The sequence below is a fragment of the Nocardiopsis potens DSM 45234 genome, from assembly GCF_000341105.1.
Taxonomy (GTDB): Bacteria; Actinomycetota; Actinomycetes; order Streptosporangiales; family Streptosporangiaceae; genus Nocardiopsis_A; species Nocardiopsis_A potens.
In genome coordinates this window covers 1-18270 of the sequence record NZ_ANBB01000041.1, presented here as the reverse complement: position 1 = coordinate 18270, position 18270 = coordinate 1, and the positions used below count along the sequence as shown (strand labels likewise).

Genomic DNA, 18270 nt, shown 5'->3' with positions numbered 1-18270 from the left:
TGTTATTATTTAGTTCGTTCGAACGAAATATAAGGCGAAGGGGAGGGGCCGTCAATGGCCGATTCCGCAGAGGGGCGGCCGGAACCGGAGGAGGGGGCCGCCGGTCCGCGCGAAGGGGTGCTGCACCGGGTCGCCGAGGCCGGCCGGGCGATGAGCGACGCCGCCGTGCTCTACCACGGCGAACTCAGCTCCCGGCTGGGGCTGGGCGCCACGGACTGGAAGATCCTGGGGCTGGTCCAGGCCGCCGGGTCGGTCTCCGCGGGGGAGCTGGTCCGCCGCTCCGGCCTCAAGCCCGCCTCCATCACCGGCGTGCTCGACCGGCTGGAGCGCCGCGGGCTCCTGCGCCGGGTCCGGGACGAGGCCGACCGCCGCCGGGTCCTGGTCGAGCCGGCCCCGGGCCTGGAGGACGGCCGGGTCGAGCTGTTCGAAGGGCTGCTGCGCCGCCTCGCCGAACTCTGCGGCCACTACACCGACGCCGAGCTCGAACTGGTCGCGGGGTTCATGGAGGAGGCCGCCCGGCGCCAGCTGGAGGCCACCGCCGAACTGCAGGGCCAGGAGCCCCCCGAGCGCTGACCCCTCCGGCCCCGGGCCCTCCCCGCCGAGCGGACCGGGAGAGAACGGGCGGACGGTGGGAAAACGTCGGTGCCCAGGACCAGACTGGGAGCATGCGGATCGCGGTGGACCCGGACGGGGAGGGCGGCGGGCGGCTCGCCGAGCTCGACCCCTCCGGGGTGCGGGGGGCCGCCGCCGAGACCGGTGACCTCGCCGTCGGGGTCGCGGAGCGGGAGGCCGGCGGCGCGGAGGCGGTCCGCTGGGTGTGGGCGGACACCTCCGAGGCCTACCCGCCGCTGCTCGGCCGCGGGGTGCAGGTCGGCCGCTGCCACGACGTCGGACTGGTCGAGGCGCTGCTGCTCGCGCACGCCGGCCGGTTCGGCGAACCGCACGCGCTGGGGGCCGCCTGGGCGCGGCTGCACGGCCGGGAGGTCCCGCCGGACCCGGTCCGCCGGGCCGGCCGCGGCGGCGAGGAGCAGCCGGCGCTGTTCGCCGCGGAGAGCGGCACCCTGCCGCCGGGCACCGACCGCCTGGCCGCGCTCGCCGAGGTCCACGCCGACCAGTGGCGGCGGATCGGCGGCCTCCCCGACCCCGGCCGATTCGCGCTGCTGTGCGCGGTGGAGTCGGCCGGCGCGCTGGCCGCCGCGGAGATGCGGCGCACCGGCATCCCGTGGAGCGCCGCCGTGCACGACCGGCTGCTCACCGCGCAGCTGGGCGCGCGGCCGCCGGCCGGGGCCCGCCCCGCGGTCCTCGCCGGGCTGGTCGAGGAGGTCTCCGCCGCACTAGGCCGGGAGGTCAACCCGGACTCGCCCGCGCAGCTGCTCAAGGCGTTCGCGGCCGCCGGGCACGACGTCTCCTCCACCCGCTCCGAGGTGCTCAGGGCGGTGGACCACCCCGCGGTCCGCCCGCTGCTCAGGTACAAGGAGCTCGCCCGGCTGCACTCCGCGCACGGATGGGCCTGGCTGGACGCCTGGGTGCGCAGCGGCCGGTTCCGCCCCGACTACGTGGTGGGCGGGGTGGTGTCGGGGCGCTGGGCCACCCGCGGCGGCGGCGCCCTGCAGATCCCCAAGGCGGTGCGCGGCGCCATCGTCGCCGACCCCGGGTGGCGGCTGGTCAGCGCGGACGCCGGGCAGCTGGAGCCGCGGATCCTCGCCGCGGTCTCGCGGGACGCCGCGCTGGCCCGGGCGGCCGGCGCCGACGACCTGTACGCCCGGCTGGCCGGCGCCTTCGGCGGGGACCGGCAGCGCGCCAAGATCGGGCTGCTGGCCGCCATGTACGGCCAGACCGGCGGGGACGCCGCGCCGCTGCTGGCCGTGCTGCGCCGGGCCTACCCGCGGGCCATCGGCTTCCTGGACCGGGCGGCGGAGGAGGGGGAGCGCGGCGGCCTGGTGCGGTCCTGGCTCGGCCGCACCTGCCCGCCGCCCTCGCCCGGCTGGCGGAACACCGTCGCGGAAGGGGGCCCGGACGCCGGCGGCGCCGCGCGCGGCCGCGGCCGGTTCACCCGCAACTTCACCGTGCAGGCCACCGCGGCGGAGTGGGCGCTGGTCCTCATGGCCGCGGTCCGCCGGGGCCTGGCCGGGATGGACGGCTCCGACGGCCGCCCGGAGATCGTCTTCTTCCAGCACGACGAGCTGGTCATGCACGTCCCGGCGCGGCTGGCCGGAGAGACCGCGGACCTGGCGCGGCGGGCCGCCGACGAGGCGGGCCGGGTGATGTTCGGCGAGAGCCCGGTCCGGTTCCCGCTCGACGTGTCCGTGGTGGACTGCTACGCCGACGCCTGACCGGGGCGGTGCCGGCTGACCGGGGCGGGGCCGGCGGGCGGAGCGGCGGCGGGTCAACGCGGGTCCAAGAGGCTTTGCCCTTCTCCGGCGCCCGCGGCACGCGTCCGGCGGCCGCTCCCGCTGCGGCACAGGGGATTCGGTTGGTTCCGAGTTCACCGCAGGGACGCTTGAAAATGCGACCCCGGGCACCCATGCTTGTACGCGATGTCAACGAGGGCGCGGGAGAGCGAGGTCGATTCGTGCGGGACCGGCTGAGAACGTGCGCGGGGACCACGGTCGCGTTCGCGGTGGCGTTCACCGCCTTCGGGGCCCCCGCCTGGGCGGACCCGGAGCCGCGCATCGCCGACCGGCCCCCGGTCGACCTGCAGGGCGGCTCCGGCCGGCCGTCCCCCTCCGCGGAGCCCTCCGGGGAGCGGACCGCGCCGAAGGTCGCCGACCCCGGCGGCCTCTCCGGCGACGCCGAGGTCGAGCCGCTGGGCGAGCCCCGCTCGCGCGAGTACTTCGCGGTCCTCCCGGACACCGTGCCCGAGCGGGCCCTGCGCGAGGTGCGCGGCCTGGACGGGGTGGCCGGCGTCGAGGTGGTCGACGCGGCCCGGGTCTCCGTCGAGGGCGAGGAGACCTCGGTGCTCGGCGTGGACCCGTCCGGGTTCCGCAACTACGCCCCCGAGCCCTCGGCCGAGTCCGACGAGATCTGGCAGGGCATCGCCGAGGGCCGGGTCGCGCTCTCCGACGAGGTCGGCCGGCAGCGCGGCCTCGACGTCGGCGGCGAGGTGGAGATCGACGGGGCGGACGGCGAGGTGACCCGCGAGGTGTGGACGCACGCCACCTCCGGCGTCGCCGGCATCGACGCGCTGATCTCCCGGGACCTCGCCGCGGAGCTGGGCTTCCCGGAGGGCAACGGCCTGGTGGTCTCCGCGCCCGAGGCCGACCTGTGGGAGCTCAAGGACCGGCTGGAGGAGGTCCTCGGCGAGGACGCCTCGCTGCAGCTGCTCGCGGAGGACCCGGAGCCGCGCCCGGCCGGCGCGCGCGGCAGCGCGGTCCCCGAGGAGACCCTGGAGCGGGTCATCGCGCACGCCGAGACCATGCAGGGCGTGCCCTACGTGTGGGGCGGGGAGTCGCTGGAGGAGGGCGGCTTCGACTGCTCCGGCCTGCTCCAGTGGGCCTTCGCCCAGGAGGGCGTCGCGATCCCGCGGGTCACCCACGACCAGTGGTACGCGGGCGAGCACGTCGCCTGGGAGGACGCCCGCCGCGGCGACCTGATCTTCTGGCGCACCGACCCCACCGCGCCCGACTACATCTCGCACGTCGCCATCTACCTCGGCGACGGGATGATGCTGGAGGCCCCGCGCACCGGGCTGGACGTCCGCACCACCGAGGTGCGCACCGCCAAGATGGCCGGCGTGGTCCGGGTGGGCCTCTGACCCTCCTGATGATCTTGACGCTGCGGGGGTGCCAGAGCGCTCTGATACCCCCGCAACGTCAAGATCATCGCCCTGGGAGGACCGGGGAGGGAAGCGCGAAGGGGCGGTGCCGCGAGCGGCACCGCCCCTTCTCATCTCCTGGTACCGGGGCCGACCGGGAGGGGAGGGCCGGCCCCCGACAGGAGGGGAGGCAGGGCGTGTCACTGAGGGAGGGGGAGTCAGCGATTCCGGCCCTGCGCGAGGTCTTTTCGGTTATCGGAACGCACGTCTCCGCACACGGGCGGCGTCCGCACACCTGGTCAAGGTAAGCAGTACGGGGGCGTTTTGGCAAGAGCTCGCCAAGAGCCCAGATGACCGGATATCAACACCGCGACTGCGCAAAGTGACAGAGAACCGGGTGGTCCGGGGGGAAACGGGGGAATTCAGTCGGAGTGCGAAGAGCGCGGCCCGGCGCCGGTGTGCCCTCCGCAACCGGACCGCCGTTGCGGGTGGCGCAGGTCACATTTAGCATCGACGGGGAGACGGGGGGAGGCGGGCGGGAGCGGCACGCCGCCCGCGGCCGCCCCTGCGGGGCCGGACGCCGGGAGGGACCCCATGCCGTTCAACCAGCCGAGCCCCGGGGACGGCGCCCCGCGCGGACGGCCCGCCGAGGACGCCCCGGTGCTCATCGCCGGCGCCGGCCCGGTCGGGCTGACCGCGGCACTGGCGCTCGCCCGCTTCGGCGTCCCCTCCCAGGTCCTGGAGGCCGCCCCGGAGCAGGAGGCCGCGGTGTTCCGGCGCACCGGCTCCAAGGCCATCTGCTTCCAGCGCGACGTGCTCGACGTCTTCGACCGGCTCGGCGTCGGGGAGCGGATCATCGCCGAGGGCACCACCTGGACCACCGCGCGCACCTACTACCGGGGGCGGGAGGTGCGCACCGTCGTCTTCCCCGGCAGCGCCGGGCGCGGCGGGGTCCTGCTCCCGCCGTGGATCAACATCTCCCAGGCCCGGGTGGAGGAGGAGCTGCTGGCCGCGGCCGAGGCCGAGCCGAACATCCGGATCCGCTTCGGGCACCGGGTCACCGGGCTGCGCCAGGACGGCGCGGGCGTGCTGCTGCGGGCCGACGCCCCCGGCGGGCCGACCGGGCTGCGCGGCCGCTACGCGGTCGGCGCCGACGGCCCGCACAGCGCGGTGCGCCGGCTGCTCGGCACCGAGTTCCCCGGAGAGTCCTTCGGCGACCGGTTCCTCATCTGCGACATCCGCGCCGACCTGCCCTTCCCCCGGGAGCGCAGGTTCTACTTCGACCCGGTGTGGAACCCCGGCCGGCAGGTGCTGGTGCACCAGTGCCCCGACTCCACCTGGCGCATCGACTGGCAGGTGTCCGACGGCTACGACCTGGAGGCCGAGCGGGAGAGCGGCGCCCTGGACCGGCGGATCCGCGCGATCACCGGCGACCGCCGCTACGAGTTGCTGTGGACCTCGGTCTACCGGTTCCACGAGCGGTGCGCCGCGCGGCTCCGCACCGGCCGGGTGCTGCTCGCCGGCGACGCCGCCCACCTGTACGCGCCGTTCGGCGCGCGCGGGCTCAACAGCGGGGTGCAGGACGCGGAGAACCTGGCCTGGAAGATCGCGTGCGCGCTCGGCTCCGGCGCCGCGGCCGAGGAGGCGCTGCTGGAGAGCTACCACGCCGAGCGCTGGGCCGCGGCCCGGGAGAACCTCCGGATCACCTCGGCGACCATGCGCTTCCTGGTGCCGCGGACCGACGCCGACCGGCGGCGCCGGGTCGAGGTCCTGGAACGCGCCCTCACCGATCCCGCGGCCGGCTCCGAGATCGACTCCGGCCGGCTCGCCGAACCGTTCCGCTACGCGGACTCGCCGCTGACCACCCCGGGCGGCGCGGTCCCCGCCCAGGCCCGGCCGGGCGCCCCCGGCCCCGGCGACATCTGCCCGGACGCGCTCTGCGCGGTGCCGGCCAGCGTCGGCGGCGGCGAAGGGGACCGCACCCGGCTGCGCCGCCTGCTCGGCCCCGGGTTCACCGTGCTCGCCCCGGGGGCGGTCCAGGCCCGCGCGGTCTGCCGCGGCCGCGCCGGGCTGCCGCTCCCGCTGACCGTGCACGCCCTGGACGAGCTGGACCCGGACGGCCGGCTCGCCGAGGCGCTGGGCCGCCCGCCCGGCACGCTGTTCGTGCTGCGTCCCGACGCCCACCTGTGTGCGGTGCTCTCCCCGCCGGCCGGGGTGCCCCGGCAGGCCGGCCCGGAGGCCGCGGCGGAGGAGGCGGCCTCGGCCGTGCGCGCCGCGCTCGCCCGCGCCTGCGGGGCGCGGCCCCGGGTCCGCACCGCCTGACCTCCCCGCCCGCGGGCGCGGCCGGAACGGGCCCGGGCCGGCCGGGATGGGGCGCGGCGGCGCGGAGGGGGTAGAGGTCCCCCAGGGGAGGGGACGGCTCCCCGGGAAGGAGAGCGCCATGCCGTACTACCGTGCCGTCGGCGAGATCCCCCGCAAGCGCCACCTGGTCTTCCGCCGCCCCGACGGGGGCATCTACGCCGAGGAGCTGATGGGGGAGGAGGGCTTCTCCTCCGACTCCTCGCTGCTCTACCACCGCCACCTGCCCACCGCCATCGTCAAGGCCGAACCGGTCGAGGACCCCCGGTCCGCCGCGGCGGCGGTCCCCAACCTGCCGCTGGCGCCCCGGCACTTCCGCACCGGCGAGCTGCCCACCGGCGGCGACCTGGTCGCCGGGCGGCGGCTGCTGGCCGGCAACGCCGACGTCCGGCTCTGCCACGCCTCGGCGGACCGCCCCAGCGGGCTGTACCGGAACTCCGCCGGCGACGAGACGGTGTACCTGCAGTCCGGCTCGGCGCGCTTCGAGTCGAGCCAGGGGGCGATCGAGGCGGCCGAGGGCGACTACGTCACCGTGCCCACCGGCACCATCCACCGCTGGATCCCGCACGGCACCGTCGACGCGCTGGTCATCGAGGCCTCCGGGCACATCCGCACGCCGCGCCGCTACCTCTCTCAGTGCGGCCAGTTCCTGGAGCACGCCCCCTACAGCGAGCGGGACCTGCGCGGACCGGGGGAGCCGCTGCTGGCCGAGGGCCCCGAGGCGGAGGCGCCCACCCCGGTGCTGGTGCGCACCCGCGGCGGGCTGACCTCGATGACCTTCGCTCACCACCCGTTCGACGTGGTGGGCTGGGACGGCTGCCTCTACCCGTACGCGTTCAACATCGCCGACTTCGAGCCGATCGTGAAGCGCACCCACGCGCCACCGCCGGTGCACCAGACCTTCGAGGGGCCGAACTTCGTGGTCTGCTCGTTCTGCCCGCGCCCGCTCGACTTCGACGAGCAGGCCGTCCCCATCCCCTACAACCACCACAACGTGGACAGCGACGAGTTCATGTACTACGTCGCAGGGGACTACGCCGCGCGCAAGGGATCGGGCATCGGCATCGGATCGGTCTCGCTGCACCCCGCCGGGTTCACCCACGGGCCGCAGCCCGGCGCGGTGGAGGCGGCGCTCGGCGCGGCCGCCACCACCGAGACCGCGGTCATGGTGGACACCTTCCGGCCGCTGGACATCGGCCCGGCCGGGCTCGAATGCGAGGACCCCGGCTACGCCTGGACATGGGCCCGCTGATGGGGCGCGCGTCCGCGGACACCCGCGCGCGGCGGGGCGGCGCCCGCCGCAGGCTCCGCCGCGCGGGCCGGCTCCCGGAGGAGGTCGCCGGGTGGCGCGACCCGGTCGCCGAGCCGGGGCTCGCCCCGGCCCAGATCCTCCTCCGCGGCCTGCTCGACGACGCCGGGCTGTTCCCGCCGTCGCCGCTGCCGCCGTTCCAGGCCGCGCAGCGCAACCGGTCCGACCGGATCATCGCGCACCCGATGCACAGCCTGCGCCTGATGTGTCCGGCCGGGCTCCTGCCCGAGCTGGGCCGGGCGGTCGGCGGGGACGGCTCCGGGCCGGCCGCCGGGATCGCCGGGGCGACCGCCGGGATCGTCGGGGCGGCCGACGGCGCGCTGCCGTCGGTGCTAGGCGTCGGCGGGGGCGAGGCGTACGCCGGCGCCGTCGCGATCGGGGAGGGCGGCCGGATCCCCCGGCCGCGGCCGGGGCCCGGGAGCCCCCAGGTCGAGGTGGGCGTGGTGCTCGGCCCGGACGGCGACGCCGCGCGCACCCTCGCCGAGGACGCGCCGGGGCTGGTGCCCACCTGCTTCGAGGTGCCGGCCCGCCCGGACGAGGTGCGCCGGGTCGCCTCCCTGGCGCACTCCGGCGGGCTGCGGAGGGAGCCGCGCGCGGTCTTCTTCGCGATGGCCGACAGCCCGTGGCGGCTGGACGCGGTCGCCGCGCTGAGCGGGGCCCGGCCGCTCGGCGTCCTGGTCCGCTGCCACGGCGGCCCGGGCGTTCCACCGCCCAGGTGGGCCGAGCTGGCCTCGCTGATCCGCGCCTGCGTCCACTACGACGTGCCGTTCCGGGTCGCCTCCGGGGAGCACCCGGCGGTCGCGCCGGAGCCGGCGCCGGACGCGCCGATCCGGCACGGGTTCCTCAACCTGCTGCTGGCCACTGCGGTCGCCGCGGGTGGGGGCCGCGCCAACGAGGTGATCGACGCGCTGCGCATCACCGACGGTCCGCGGCTGGCGGCCCGGCTGTCCGCGCTGGACACCGCGTCCGCGCTGACCACCCGGCGCTTCCTCACCGGCGTCGGCGCACGCAGCACCGCCGACCCGGTCCGCGAGGCCGCGTCCCTGGGCCTGCTCGGCTCCTGGGCGGAGTGAGGGACGCGCGCCGCCCCCAGGGCGATGATCTTGACGTTGCGGCCCCTGACAACGCGGGTGGTTTCCAGTGGCTGTCGCAACACCGCACCCCAGAGGGCGGGAGGGGGCCGGCCGGTCGGTCGGGTGCGGCGCCTTGCGGGGCGGGGGTTCAAGCGGGCGGCGACGGTGAGGGTAGGGGCGGGGTCGGGCGCCTCAGCCGGGTGCGGCGTCTCGCGGGGCGGGGGTTCAAGCGGGCGGCGAGGGCGGCGGTGGGGACCGGCTGGTCGGTCCGGTGCGGCGTCTCGCGGAGTGCAGGTCAAGGCTGGCGGCGACGGCGCAGGTAGGGGCGGGGTCAGGCGCCTCGCCCGGGCGCGGCGCCCCACGGGGCGGGGGTTCAAGTGGGCGGCGAGGGCGGCGGTGGGGACCGGCCGGTCGGTCGGGTGCGGCGCTCCACGGGGTGAAGGTCAAGACGGGCGGCGACGGCGCAGGCAAGGGCGGGGCGGGGGTGGTCGCCCGGGTGTCGGGCCCCACGGGGCGGAGGTTCAAGCAGGCAGCGAGGGCGGGAAGGGGACCGGCTGGTCGCCCGGGCGCGGTGCCTCACGGGGCGGGGGTTCAAGCGGGCGGCGAGGGCGGCGGTGGGGACCGGCTGGTCGGTCGGGTGCAGCAGGGCGGTCCGGGCGGCGGGGTGGCCGTGCCCGCGTCGCCCGGGTGCCGGGGCCGGCCGCCTCTGAAACCGCTGCACCTCTCTGACCTGGGTGAATACTTAGGGTGATGGTGGGGTGGGGTGCCCTGCGCGCCGCGAGAGCACCCCGGTGATTCCCGGGCGCGCATCCCGGGCCGGATCGGCCCCTGAGAGGCTCGAATCGCCCTGATGGGGCCGGTGTTCGGGGGTTCGAGCCGCCCGGAAGACCGGAAGGCGGGGGGCCGGAACCCGGGGAGGGATGGCGCGGGGGCGAGATGTCGTATTTGCCCTGCAGGGAGGGCCCGCCTTGGCCACTCTGGGTGATCGGCGAGGGGGTGGTGGGGTCTGGGGGCTTGCTACTCGCTGGTAGATGTAATCGGGGTGCTCTCGCGGTGCGCAAGGCGCCCCCGCTCCCGCCCGATCCCCGCCGCGAACCGGGCATAGGGGATAAGGCCGCCCTGGTGGGTGCGGGCCGGGCCGGTGAACACGGCGCCCGACCCTCTACTGCCCTCGCCGCCCGTCTTGACCTTCGCTCTGCGGGGTGCCGCGCCGGACCGACCGGCCGGTCCCCTGCCCGCCTTCGCTGCCCGCTTGAACCCTCACCCCGTGGGGCCCGACACCCGGGCGACCACCTGCACCCCGCCCTACCTTCGCCGTCGCTGCCTGCTTGAGCCTTCGCTCTGCGGGGTGCCGCGCCGGACCGATCAGCCGGTCCCCATCGCCGCCTTCGCCGCCTGCTTGAACCCTCACCCCGTGGGGCCCGACGCTCGGGCGACCACCTGTACCCCGGCCCTACCTTCGCCGTCGCTGCCTGCTTGAGCCTTCGCTCTGCGGGGTGCCGCGCCGGACCGACCGGCCGGTTCCCCCTCCCGCCTTCGCCGCCCGCTTGAACCCCCGCCCCGCGAGGCGCCGCGCTCGGGTGAGGTCTGCGCCCCGGTCCTGCCTGCGCCGTCGCCGCCCGTTCGAGCCGTCGCTTCGTGGGGCGCCGCACCCGGTCGGGGCACCTCCCGTCCCTCGACCTTTCCCGAGTTCCTCGTTGCAACGGCCACTTGGCGACAAGGCGCGTTGATGGGGCCGCAACATCAAGATCATCGGAGAGGAGCGGGCGGCGGTGATCCGCACGGGGCGGACCACCGCTCTCCGTTCCGCTCCACCGGGCCCGGGCCTGTCCGCCCGTCGGCGAGCGGTCAATCGGTCATGCGGCCGGACGGGAGCGTCCACGGAGCGACGTTCCACGCGGCCGCGTCGGGGCCGCTGACCTGGATCCGGGGTCCGACGGCCGCCGGGGCGTCCGCGGCGGCGCCGGAGCCCTCCGCGGCCTCGGCCCCGGAGGCGGACTCGGCGGACTCGGCGGGCGCGGCCTCCTCGGCGGCGCCGACGGGCTTCTCGGCGAGCGCCCCCTCCTCCAGGGACACGGCGTCGACCTGCTCGCCCGAGCTCTGCAGCCGGCCGATGCAGGTCTCCAGGGCCTCCCACTGGGCTTCGGAGTCGGCCTTCTCCCACAGCATGGTGAACGCGGCGGCGTCCCGGGAGGCGGCGACCTCGTCCTCGGTCAGGGCCTTGCCGCCGAGCTCCTCCAGCAGGCAGACGCGGATCTCGGTGGGCGTGGTGCCCTCCGGGAGGTTCAGCGCCCCCTCCTGGAGCGCGGGGCCGGCGTCGCCCGCGGGCTTCTGCTCCGTGGGGGCGGCACCGGGCCGGTCCTCGGCCGGGGACTCGGCGGCGGGCTCGGCTCCGCCGGCGGGCCGGTCCGCGCCGCTCTCCGCGGCGGGGGACCCGTCCGGCCGCTCCTGCTGCCGCGGGGGCACCTCGGTCTCGGGGGCCGAGGGCTCCTGCTGGCCGGCGGGCCGCTCCGGGGCGGGGGCCCCGTCCTGCTGCTGAGACTCCTCGCCCTTCGGGGCCTGCTCCGTCTCGGCGGCGGGCTTCTCCGCCGGTTTCTCCGCCGGTTTCTCCGCGGGCTTCTCGGCGGGCTTCTCGGCCTCGGCCGCAGGTTTCTCGGCGGGCTTGTCCGCGGGTTTCTCCGCTTCGGGGGCGGGCTTCTCCACGGGCTTCTCGGCCGGTTCCTCCGCAGGCTTGTCCGCCGGCTTCTCGGCCGCGGGCTTCTCCGCCGGGGCCTCGGCGCCGCCCTGGGCGGCGCGCTGCGGGCGCACCGACTCGGCGAACCTGACCAGCTCCTTCGACTCCCACCGGTCCGGCTGGAGGAAGACGGTGACGGCCACGCCCGGCCTCTCCAGCCGGAACAGGTCGCCGCTGGCCTCGGAGAGGTAGGCCTCCTTGCCGTTGACCTCGACCTTCTTCAGCGAGTTGCGGCTCAGGTGGTCGTAGTTGCGGTCGCGGAGGTCCTCCAGCGACCGGAACCGTTTCGAACGGAGCACGGACACCTTGCCGTAGACCGACTCGGGCCCCTGGACCCAGGAGATCTCCGCCTGCCGCTCGCCCATGCCGTTGGTGAAGGACCTGGCCTTGATCGCGTACCCGTCCAGGCCCGCGGGCAGGTCGCTGATCTCGAAACCGTCCAGGGTGTAGGTGGAGACCCGCTGCTGGATCACCGGCCAGGGAAGCTCTTCGCGGTCGTCGGCGGTGGCCGACGCGCCGCCGAGGAGCCCGAAACCGGTGAGTGAAGCGGCGGTCATACCGGCCAGCGCCGCCCATCTTTTGTGGTGCTTGCGCATGGTGCGCCCTCTCGTTTGACTACTTAGTGTCGTGTTAATGACACTGTGAGTGGTGGCCAAAGGGTCACCGACAACAAAAGTCGCACACGAAGTAGTGAACCGGTCACAAGGAGTGCATCGTGTCGAGGAATCTCTTATCCACCTCCGGCCGCGTGGGGGAGTTCCTGGGGGCGGCACGCCGACCTCGCTTCAACGACACCCGCCGGTAACCGTGCGCGCCGACTCTTGAACGGCCGGTGAGAACGGCTCGCGCAGAGATGAATGGAGTGTCATGATCCGACGGCTCGGGTTCATCGCCACCGCCTTGGCTCTCGCCATGCCGGCGGCGTCGGGGACCGCCGTGGCGGTCCAGGACACAGGCTCGCAGGACTCTCCGCTCACCAACGCAGAACCGGGGGAGCTCTCGGTGCTCGACGTCGCGCACAGGGGAGCGGCGGGGTACGCCCCGGAGAACACCCTGGCCGCCATCGACGAGGCGGACGCGCGCGGCGCCACGACGGTCGAGATCGACGTGCAGCGCAGCAAGGACGGCGAGTTGGTGATCATCCACGACACCACTCTGGAGCGCACCACCGACGCCGAGGAGGTCTTCCCCGACCGGGGCTCCTACGACGTCGGGAAGTTCACCCTGAAGGAGCTCCGCCGGCTCGACGCGGGCTCCTGGTACGGGAAGGAGTACGAGGGCGAGCGCGTCCCCACCCTGGACGAGGCGCTCGACCGCCTCCGGGAGAACGGCCTCAACCTGCTTCTGGAGATCAAGTCGCCGGCGCTCTACCCGGGGATCGAGTCCGACATCGCCGGCGTGGTCTCGCGCAACCCCGGCTGGCTGGCGCCGACGGGCAAGCGCGGCGCCGACCGCCTGATCGTGCAGAGCTTCGACTGGGAGTCGGCGGAGCGCTCGGCCAAGCTGATGCCCTCGGTCCCGCACGGCCTGCTGGGCACGGTGCCCGAGGACGAGATCGCCGAGTACGCGAAGTGGGCCGACCAGATCAACCCGAGCCACACCAAACTCACCGCGGGCTACGTGAAGGCCGTGCACGGAGCCGGCCTGGAAGTGCTGACCTACACCGTCAACGACCGCAGCGACATGCGGGCCGCCCTGGACAAGGGCGTGGACGGCATCATAAGCGATTACCCGGACGTCGCCCGCGAGGTGATCCAGGAGCACGCGAAGTAGCGGCCCGGGGGAGGGGCGTCCGGACGCGCCGGCGCCCCTTCCCCGGTCCCCCCGGCGCGGCGGCCGCCGCACCGGGGGGACCGCCGCGTCCGGGCGGGGTCAGTCCCGGCCCGGCACGCCCGGCCGCTTCTGCCAGGGGTGCGGCCCGTCCAGCGGCCTGTACTCCACGCCGATGGCGTCCAGCCGGCCCAGGTGGGCCTCCAGCCGGGGCAGGAACTCCCGGTAGTCCCGCTCGGCCGGCCCCCAGGCCACCTCGGCGAAGGCCGACAGCCGGGGGAACACCATGAAGTCCACGGTGCGCGGCGAGTCCATGTGCTCGGTCCACACGTTGACCTGGGCGCCCAGCACGTGCTCGGCGCCCTTCTCGGCCAGCTCCGGCGGGACCGGCTCGGCGGAGTAGACGTCGGCGAGGGTGAGCAGGGTGCCCACCGGGATCGGCTCCTCGCCGGAGTCGGACTGCCGGTAGTCGAGGTAGGACGTACGGGTGGGGCACATGACCACGTCGTGGCCGGCCTGCGCGGCGGCGATGCCGCCCTCGGTGCCGCGCCAGGACAGCACGGTCGCCCCGGACGCCAGGCCGCCCTCCAGGATCTCGTCCCAGCCGAGCAGCCGCCGGCCGCGCTCGGCGAAGTAGGCGTCGAACTGACGGATGAACCAGCTCTGCAGCTCGTCCTCGCCGGACAGGCCCTCCTCGGCGATCCGGGCCTGCGCGGCGGCGCTGGCCCGCCACTGCCCCTTCGGGCACTCGTCGCCGCCGACGCAGATGTAGGGGGACGGGAAGAGCTCCATCACCTCGTCGAAGACGTTGCGGTAGAACTCCAGCGTGGTGTCGGAGACGTTGAGGACGTTCTCGATCACCCCCCACCGGGTGCCGACCTCCAGCGGCTCGCCCTCGCCCAGCTCGGGGTAGGCGGCGATGGCGGCCTGGGAGTGCCCGGGGACGTCGACCTCGGGCACCACGGTGATGTGCCGGGCGGCGGCGTAGGCGACGATCTCCCGGATGTCGTCCTGGGTGTAGAACCCGCCGTGCGGCCGCCCGTCGAACCCGGGGTCGCTCGCCGCGCCGACCTGGCTCTCCTTCCGCCACGCCCCCACCTCGGTCAGCTTCGGGTAGCGCTTGATCTCCAGCCGCCACCCTTGGTCCTCGGTCAGGTGGAAGTGGAGCACGTTGAGCTTGTGCATGGCCATCAGGTCGATGAAGCGCAGCACCCCGTGCTTGGGCATGAAGTGCCGGCCGACGTCGAGCATGCACCCGCGCCAGCCGAACCGCGGCCGGTCGGTGATGTCGACGCTGGGCAGCGGCCACTCGCCGGCGGCCCCGTCCGCGCCGTTCAGCGGTGCGCGCCGGTAGGCCCCGTTCGGCAGCAGCTGGCGCAGCGTCTGCGCGCCGTAGAACACGCCTGCCGGGTCGTGGCCGATGACGACGGCGCCCTCCCCGTCCACGATCAGCCGGTACCCCTCGGCGCCCAGCCCGGCGTCGGGGTCGATGCTCAGCCTGATCCGCGCGTTCTCCCCCTTCCCGGGAGGGAACGCGAAGCCGGTCGCGGCGCCGAGCTCGGCCCGGAGCCAGACCTCGGTCCCGGCGGCGCCGGGGTCGGCGTCGATCCGGGTCGCGGAGTCCAGCGACAGGCCGGCCTCCTGGTCGACGTGTATCTCGGCAGGACGCGGAACGAGGGGGAGAGCGGACACGGGTGCTCCTATCCGGTCTAGACCAGTACGGCCCCATCGTGCCACGCCGACCCCGCGACGCGCAGGCCCCGACCGGTCACCGACCGAAAGGGGACAGGCACGGATCGGCGGAACCCCCGCGGGGTAGGGTCGTCGCCGGACGAGAGGCCCCCACTTCCCGAGGAGCAGCCGCATGCCCGACGACGCCGCCGTCTCCGCGGTCAATTCGGTGGTGAACAGCACCGGGCCGGTCAGCCAGGTCGGGGTGGTCGAAGGCGATCTGCACAACGGCGACGTCTACAACATCTTCCGGCTGGACGGAGGGGCGGAGGTCGCGCACGCGCCGCGCCGGGACTCGTCGCTGGCGGTGCCCCGGCCCGGCCTCGAAGGCCCCGACATGAGGTCCCGCTACGAGCTGCTGTGGAACCGCAAGGTGGCCGACCCGGACCGGGTCCACCTGCTCAACCTCCACGGGCGCAAGGGCGGATGGTCGGGGGAGTTCGCGCGCCGGCTCTGCCACGCCTTCCAGGAGGAACTGCCGGAGGTCGACCCGGTGGTGCGCGCCATCGACCTGGACCGGTTCCCGGGCCGCATGGGCGCCCAGGAACTCCTGCGCGACCTGGGGATCCCCGAGAGCTACACGGTGAACGACCCCGGGGCGGTGCTGGAGAAGGCCGTCCAGGGACTCGACCCCATGGCGCTGCTGCTGGAGAACGGCGACCGGATCGGGGCGGTCGAACCGCTGCTGAGCGCTCCTGCGGGGAGCCTCGTCGTCATCACCAGTGAGCGCCCGCTCCACTGGCTCGGCGGCCTCCGGAGGGAGTGGAGCGTCGCGGAGCCGCTGCCGGCCGGGCCGCTCTCCGTGCAGGACGCCCGAGGGGTGCTGTGGCGGAGGCTCGCCGCCCTGCGCCCCCTCCGCACACCGTCCGATGACGAGATCGAGCGGCTGTTCGCCGAGGAATCCGCCCGGGAAGCGGACGCCATCGGGTACACCGCCGCCGCCATCGCCTTCGGAAAGGGGAACAGGAGCATGGCCGGTACACCGGACGCCGCCTACGCGCTGCTGCCGGAGGAGGACCGAGTGCTGGTGCGCTACCTGGGCCACTGCCCGGAGGGGATGGGGCTGCAGGCCGCCGCCCTGGCGGCCGGGCACCGCGGCAAGGACGTGCGCGAAAGCCTGGAGGACCTGGTCAGGTACGGGCTGGCGGAGCGGGACGACACCGGGCGGGCCTCCGAGCCCCGCTACCGGCTCACCGCCGCGGCGGCGGAGCGGGCCTCCGGCCGCTGGGCCGCGGCCGCGGAAGGGGAGGACCCGGCCGACCTCGCCAAGGCGGTCTGCGAGGTCTACCACTCGCTGGCGCTCGACGCGCACCTGGCGGTCATGCCGCAGCGCCCGCTCGTCTCCGAGGAGCGCACCGAGCCGCAGCGCCCGATGGGCGAGGAGGAGGCGCGCACCTGGCTCCGCTCCGAACGGCATGCGCTGGGCGAGGCGGTGAAGCTCGCGGTCGGACTCGGGGAGGCCCGGCTCGCCGGGCGGATCTGCCAGGCCCTGTGGGCGCTGTACTTCACCGAGTCCCTGTACCTCCCGCTGTGCGAGACGCACCGCAGGGCCCTGCCGGCCCTCGCCAAGGACATCCGCCCCGACCTGCTCCTCCGCTCGAGGATCCACGTCCAGGCGGTCCGCGGTCGGCTGGAGACCGCCGGGCGGGAGGAGGCGGGCGTCTCGGCGGCGGAGGAGCACGGGGAGGCCGCCATCGCCGATGCCGACGGCGCCCCCGAGGAGCGCGGTCCCCGGGCCCGGCTGGTCCTCATCGTCCGGGCCAGCGCCCGGGAGCACCGGGCCGAGGCGCACCTGGCCCGCGCGGAGCTGCTGGACCGGGCGGAGGACGGCGCCGGGGCCGGGAAGGAGCGGGCGCGGGCGCTCACCCTGCAGCGGCAGGCGGTCGCCCTCTCGGAAGAGGCGGGGGATCTGCGGTCGGTCGTCGTGCAGCGGCAGAAGCTGGCCCGCTGCCTGCGGGCGGGCGGCGACGCGGCCGGGGAGCGGAAGGAACTGGAGCAGGCCTGGGACGAAGTGCGGAGGCTGCCGGCGAAGGACGCCTACAACGAGGGGCGCATCCAGATGGAGCTCGCCCGGGGCGCACTGGAGGCCGGGGCGGGGGCCGACCGGATCGGCGAGCACATCGAGGCCGCTCTGGAGCGCTTCCGCGGCGCCCACCGGCGGCGCACCGCCGACGTGCTCTGCCTCCGGGCCGACCTCCGCGAAGCACAGGGGGACGCCACCGGGGCCGGCGCCGACCTGCGCGAAGCGGCGGAGCTCTACCGTGCCGAGGACCGCGTGGCCGACCTGCACCGGGTCAACCGCCGCCTCCGGCGCTAGAGCCCGCCCCCGGCCTGGGGCGGTCGGCCCCCGTCGGCCGCTCGGGGCCGATCGGCAGCGGCTCGACGGCGACCGCGGCCTGTGCCGCTCCGAGGTGGAGTTTGACCGTCGCCGGGGCGGTGAGGTCCGCGCCGGCCAGGGCGGCGTGCCAGAGGGCGGCGGTGGCGGCCTCGACCGGGAAACCGGGCGGGGCGCCGTGCACCGTCAGCCGGAGCAGGCCCGCCGCGCGCACCGCCGCGATGAGGGCCGGCGCCGCCCCCGGTGCGGCCGCGGTCGCGGCGGCGGCGATCCGGCAGGCCCCGTGCTCGGACAGGGTGCGCTCGGCCCAGGCCGCCGGGTCGGGGACCGGTTCGGTGCGGACTAGCACGTCGGCGCTCTCGTACCACCTCGGCTCGGGCTCGGAGGCGTCGGCGAGCAGGTGCGCGCCGGCCGGGCCGGCCCCGGTTCCGGCGCCGGCGCGCGGCTCGGCGGGGAACCGGCGGACCCGGACCTCCGCGGCGTCCCCCTCGGTGGCGACCAGCAGCGGTGCGATGCCGGCCCGGGCCGGCCAGGAGAGCGACACCGGGACCGGCCTCTCCGGCGGAACGGTGCGCACCGGGTCGGCCGGCTCGTCCAGCTCCATCAGCCGGTACATCAGGGTGCGCAGTGCGGCCGCCGAACCCCCGGGGACCGAGGTGAGCTGGGAGGTGAAGGCCGCGAACCGGTCCGGCCGGTGCCGGGCGGCGTCCTCGGCCAGCTGGTCGGCGAGCGGCCGGTCCTCGTCGAGCAGGGCGGCGGCCCGCCCGAACGCCGCGATGGGGGAGTCCGGGTCCATGTCCTCGTGCGGGAAGGCGCCGAGCATGGTGTGCGTGCCCAGGGCCGCCCCGTAGAACGTCACCGAGCCGTGGTCGCCGATGACGTGGTCGGCCGCGACCAGCGCCGCCTGCCAGCCGGAGCGGGGCGGCAGCACGACCAGCCCGGCGCGCTCGCAGGAGGCCAGCCAGGACCGCATCTGCCAGACCCCGTGCCCGTGCCAGGCGTTGGGGTGGGCGACGAACACGACGCGGTACTCGTCGGCGGGCAGTTCGCGCAGCAGCCGCGGCAGCACCTCGGGGAACCGGCCCAGCAGGGAGGTCGGACCCCAGGTGGTGCTGACCAGGATCAGCCGGCGGCCGCCGGTCGCGCCGAGCGCGGCCCGGTAGTCCTCGCGCCAGCGCCGGCCGGCCAGCAGCCGGTCGAAGGTGG

At 75.7% G+C, this 18270-nt stretch carries 10 protein-coding genes and 1 pseudogene; 8 read left to right on the top strand and 3 right to left on the bottom strand.

Annotated elements, in window-relative coordinates; all coding sequences use genetic code 11:
- Window positions 1-54 precede the first annotated feature (54 nt).
- From D459_RS0116085 to D459_RS31800, 6 genes are all read left to right on the top strand, one after another.
- Window positions 55-573 (top strand): MarR family transcriptional regulator, encoded by a 519-nt coding sequence (locus D459_RS0116085; protein ID WP_017594038.1) that lies wholly within the window; start codon window positions 55-57, stop codon window positions 571-573.
- 92 nt (window positions 574-665) lie between these two features.
- Window positions 666-2333, top strand: coding sequence for a bifunctional 3'-5' exonuclease/DNA polymerase (locus tag D459_RS0116080; RefSeq protein WP_017594037.1), 1668 nt, complete (start codon window positions 666-668; stop codon window positions 2331-2333).
- A 239-nt stretch (window positions 2334-2572) separates the two neighbouring features.
- On the top strand, window positions 2573-3754 hold the full coding sequence (locus D459_RS0116075; RefSeq protein WP_017594036.1) for a C40 family peptidase: 1182 nt from the start codon (window positions 2573-2575) through the stop codon (window positions 3752-3754).
- A 594-nt stretch (window positions 3755-4348) separates the two neighbouring features.
- Window positions 4349-6076, top strand: coding sequence for an FAD-dependent monooxygenase (locus D459_RS0116070; protein ID WP_017594035.1), 1728 nt, complete (start codon window positions 4349-4351; stop codon window positions 6074-6076).
- 118 nt (window positions 6077-6194) lie between these two features.
- The gene (locus D459_RS0116065) at window positions 6195-7364 is read left to right on the top strand and encodes a homogentisate 1,2-dioxygenase (protein ID WP_017594034.1); all 1170 of its coding nucleotides are present in this window, start codon (window positions 6195-6197) and stop codon (window positions 7362-7364) included.
- Entirely contained in the window at window positions 7364-8494 is a 1131-nt protein-coding gene (locus tag D459_RS31800) for a hypothetical protein (protein WP_241485060.1), read from the top strand. The genes D459_RS0116065 and D459_RS31800 overlap by 1 nt, the downstream gene beginning before the upstream one ends.
- A 1848-nt stretch (window positions 8495-10342) precedes the next feature.
- Here D459_RS31800 and D459_RS36375 read toward each other — a convergent pair.
- Window positions 10343-11824 carry a hypothetical protein gene (locus tag D459_RS36375; protein ID WP_193790258.1) on the bottom strand — a complete coding sequence of 494 codons (1482 nt, stop codon included), beginning with the start codon at window positions 11822-11824 and terminating at the stop codon, window positions 10343-10345.
- 271 nt (window positions 11825-12095) lie between these two features.
- Between D459_RS36375 and D459_RS0116045 the strand changes: the two genes are divergently transcribed.
- Entirely contained in the window at window positions 12096-13001 is a 906-nt protein-coding gene (locus D459_RS0116045; RefSeq protein WP_017594031.1) for a glycerophosphodiester phosphodiesterase, read from the top strand.
- A 99-nt stretch (window positions 13002-13100) separates the two neighbouring features.
- Here D459_RS0116045 and D459_RS0116040 read toward each other — a convergent pair whose 3' ends face one another.
- Entirely contained in the window at window positions 13101-14690 is a 1590-nt protein-coding gene (locus D459_RS0116040; RefSeq protein WP_017594030.1) for a beta-N-acetylhexosaminidase, read from the bottom strand.
- A gap of 172 nt (window positions 14691-14862) precedes the next feature.
- On the opposite strand from D459_RS0116040, the gene D459_RS35030 reads away from it, so the two are divergent.
- On the top strand, window positions 14863-17046 hold the full coding sequence (locus D459_RS35030) for a hypothetical protein (protein WP_017594029.1): 2184 nt from the start codon (window positions 14863-14865) through the stop codon (window positions 17044-17046).
- Here D459_RS35030 and D459_RS35875 read toward each other — a convergent pair.
- Window positions 17024-18270 (bottom strand): annotated as a pseudogene (locus D459_RS35875) (hypothetical protein); the annotation flags it as partial. The gene D459_RS35030 and the pseudogene D459_RS35875 overlap by 23 nt on opposite strands.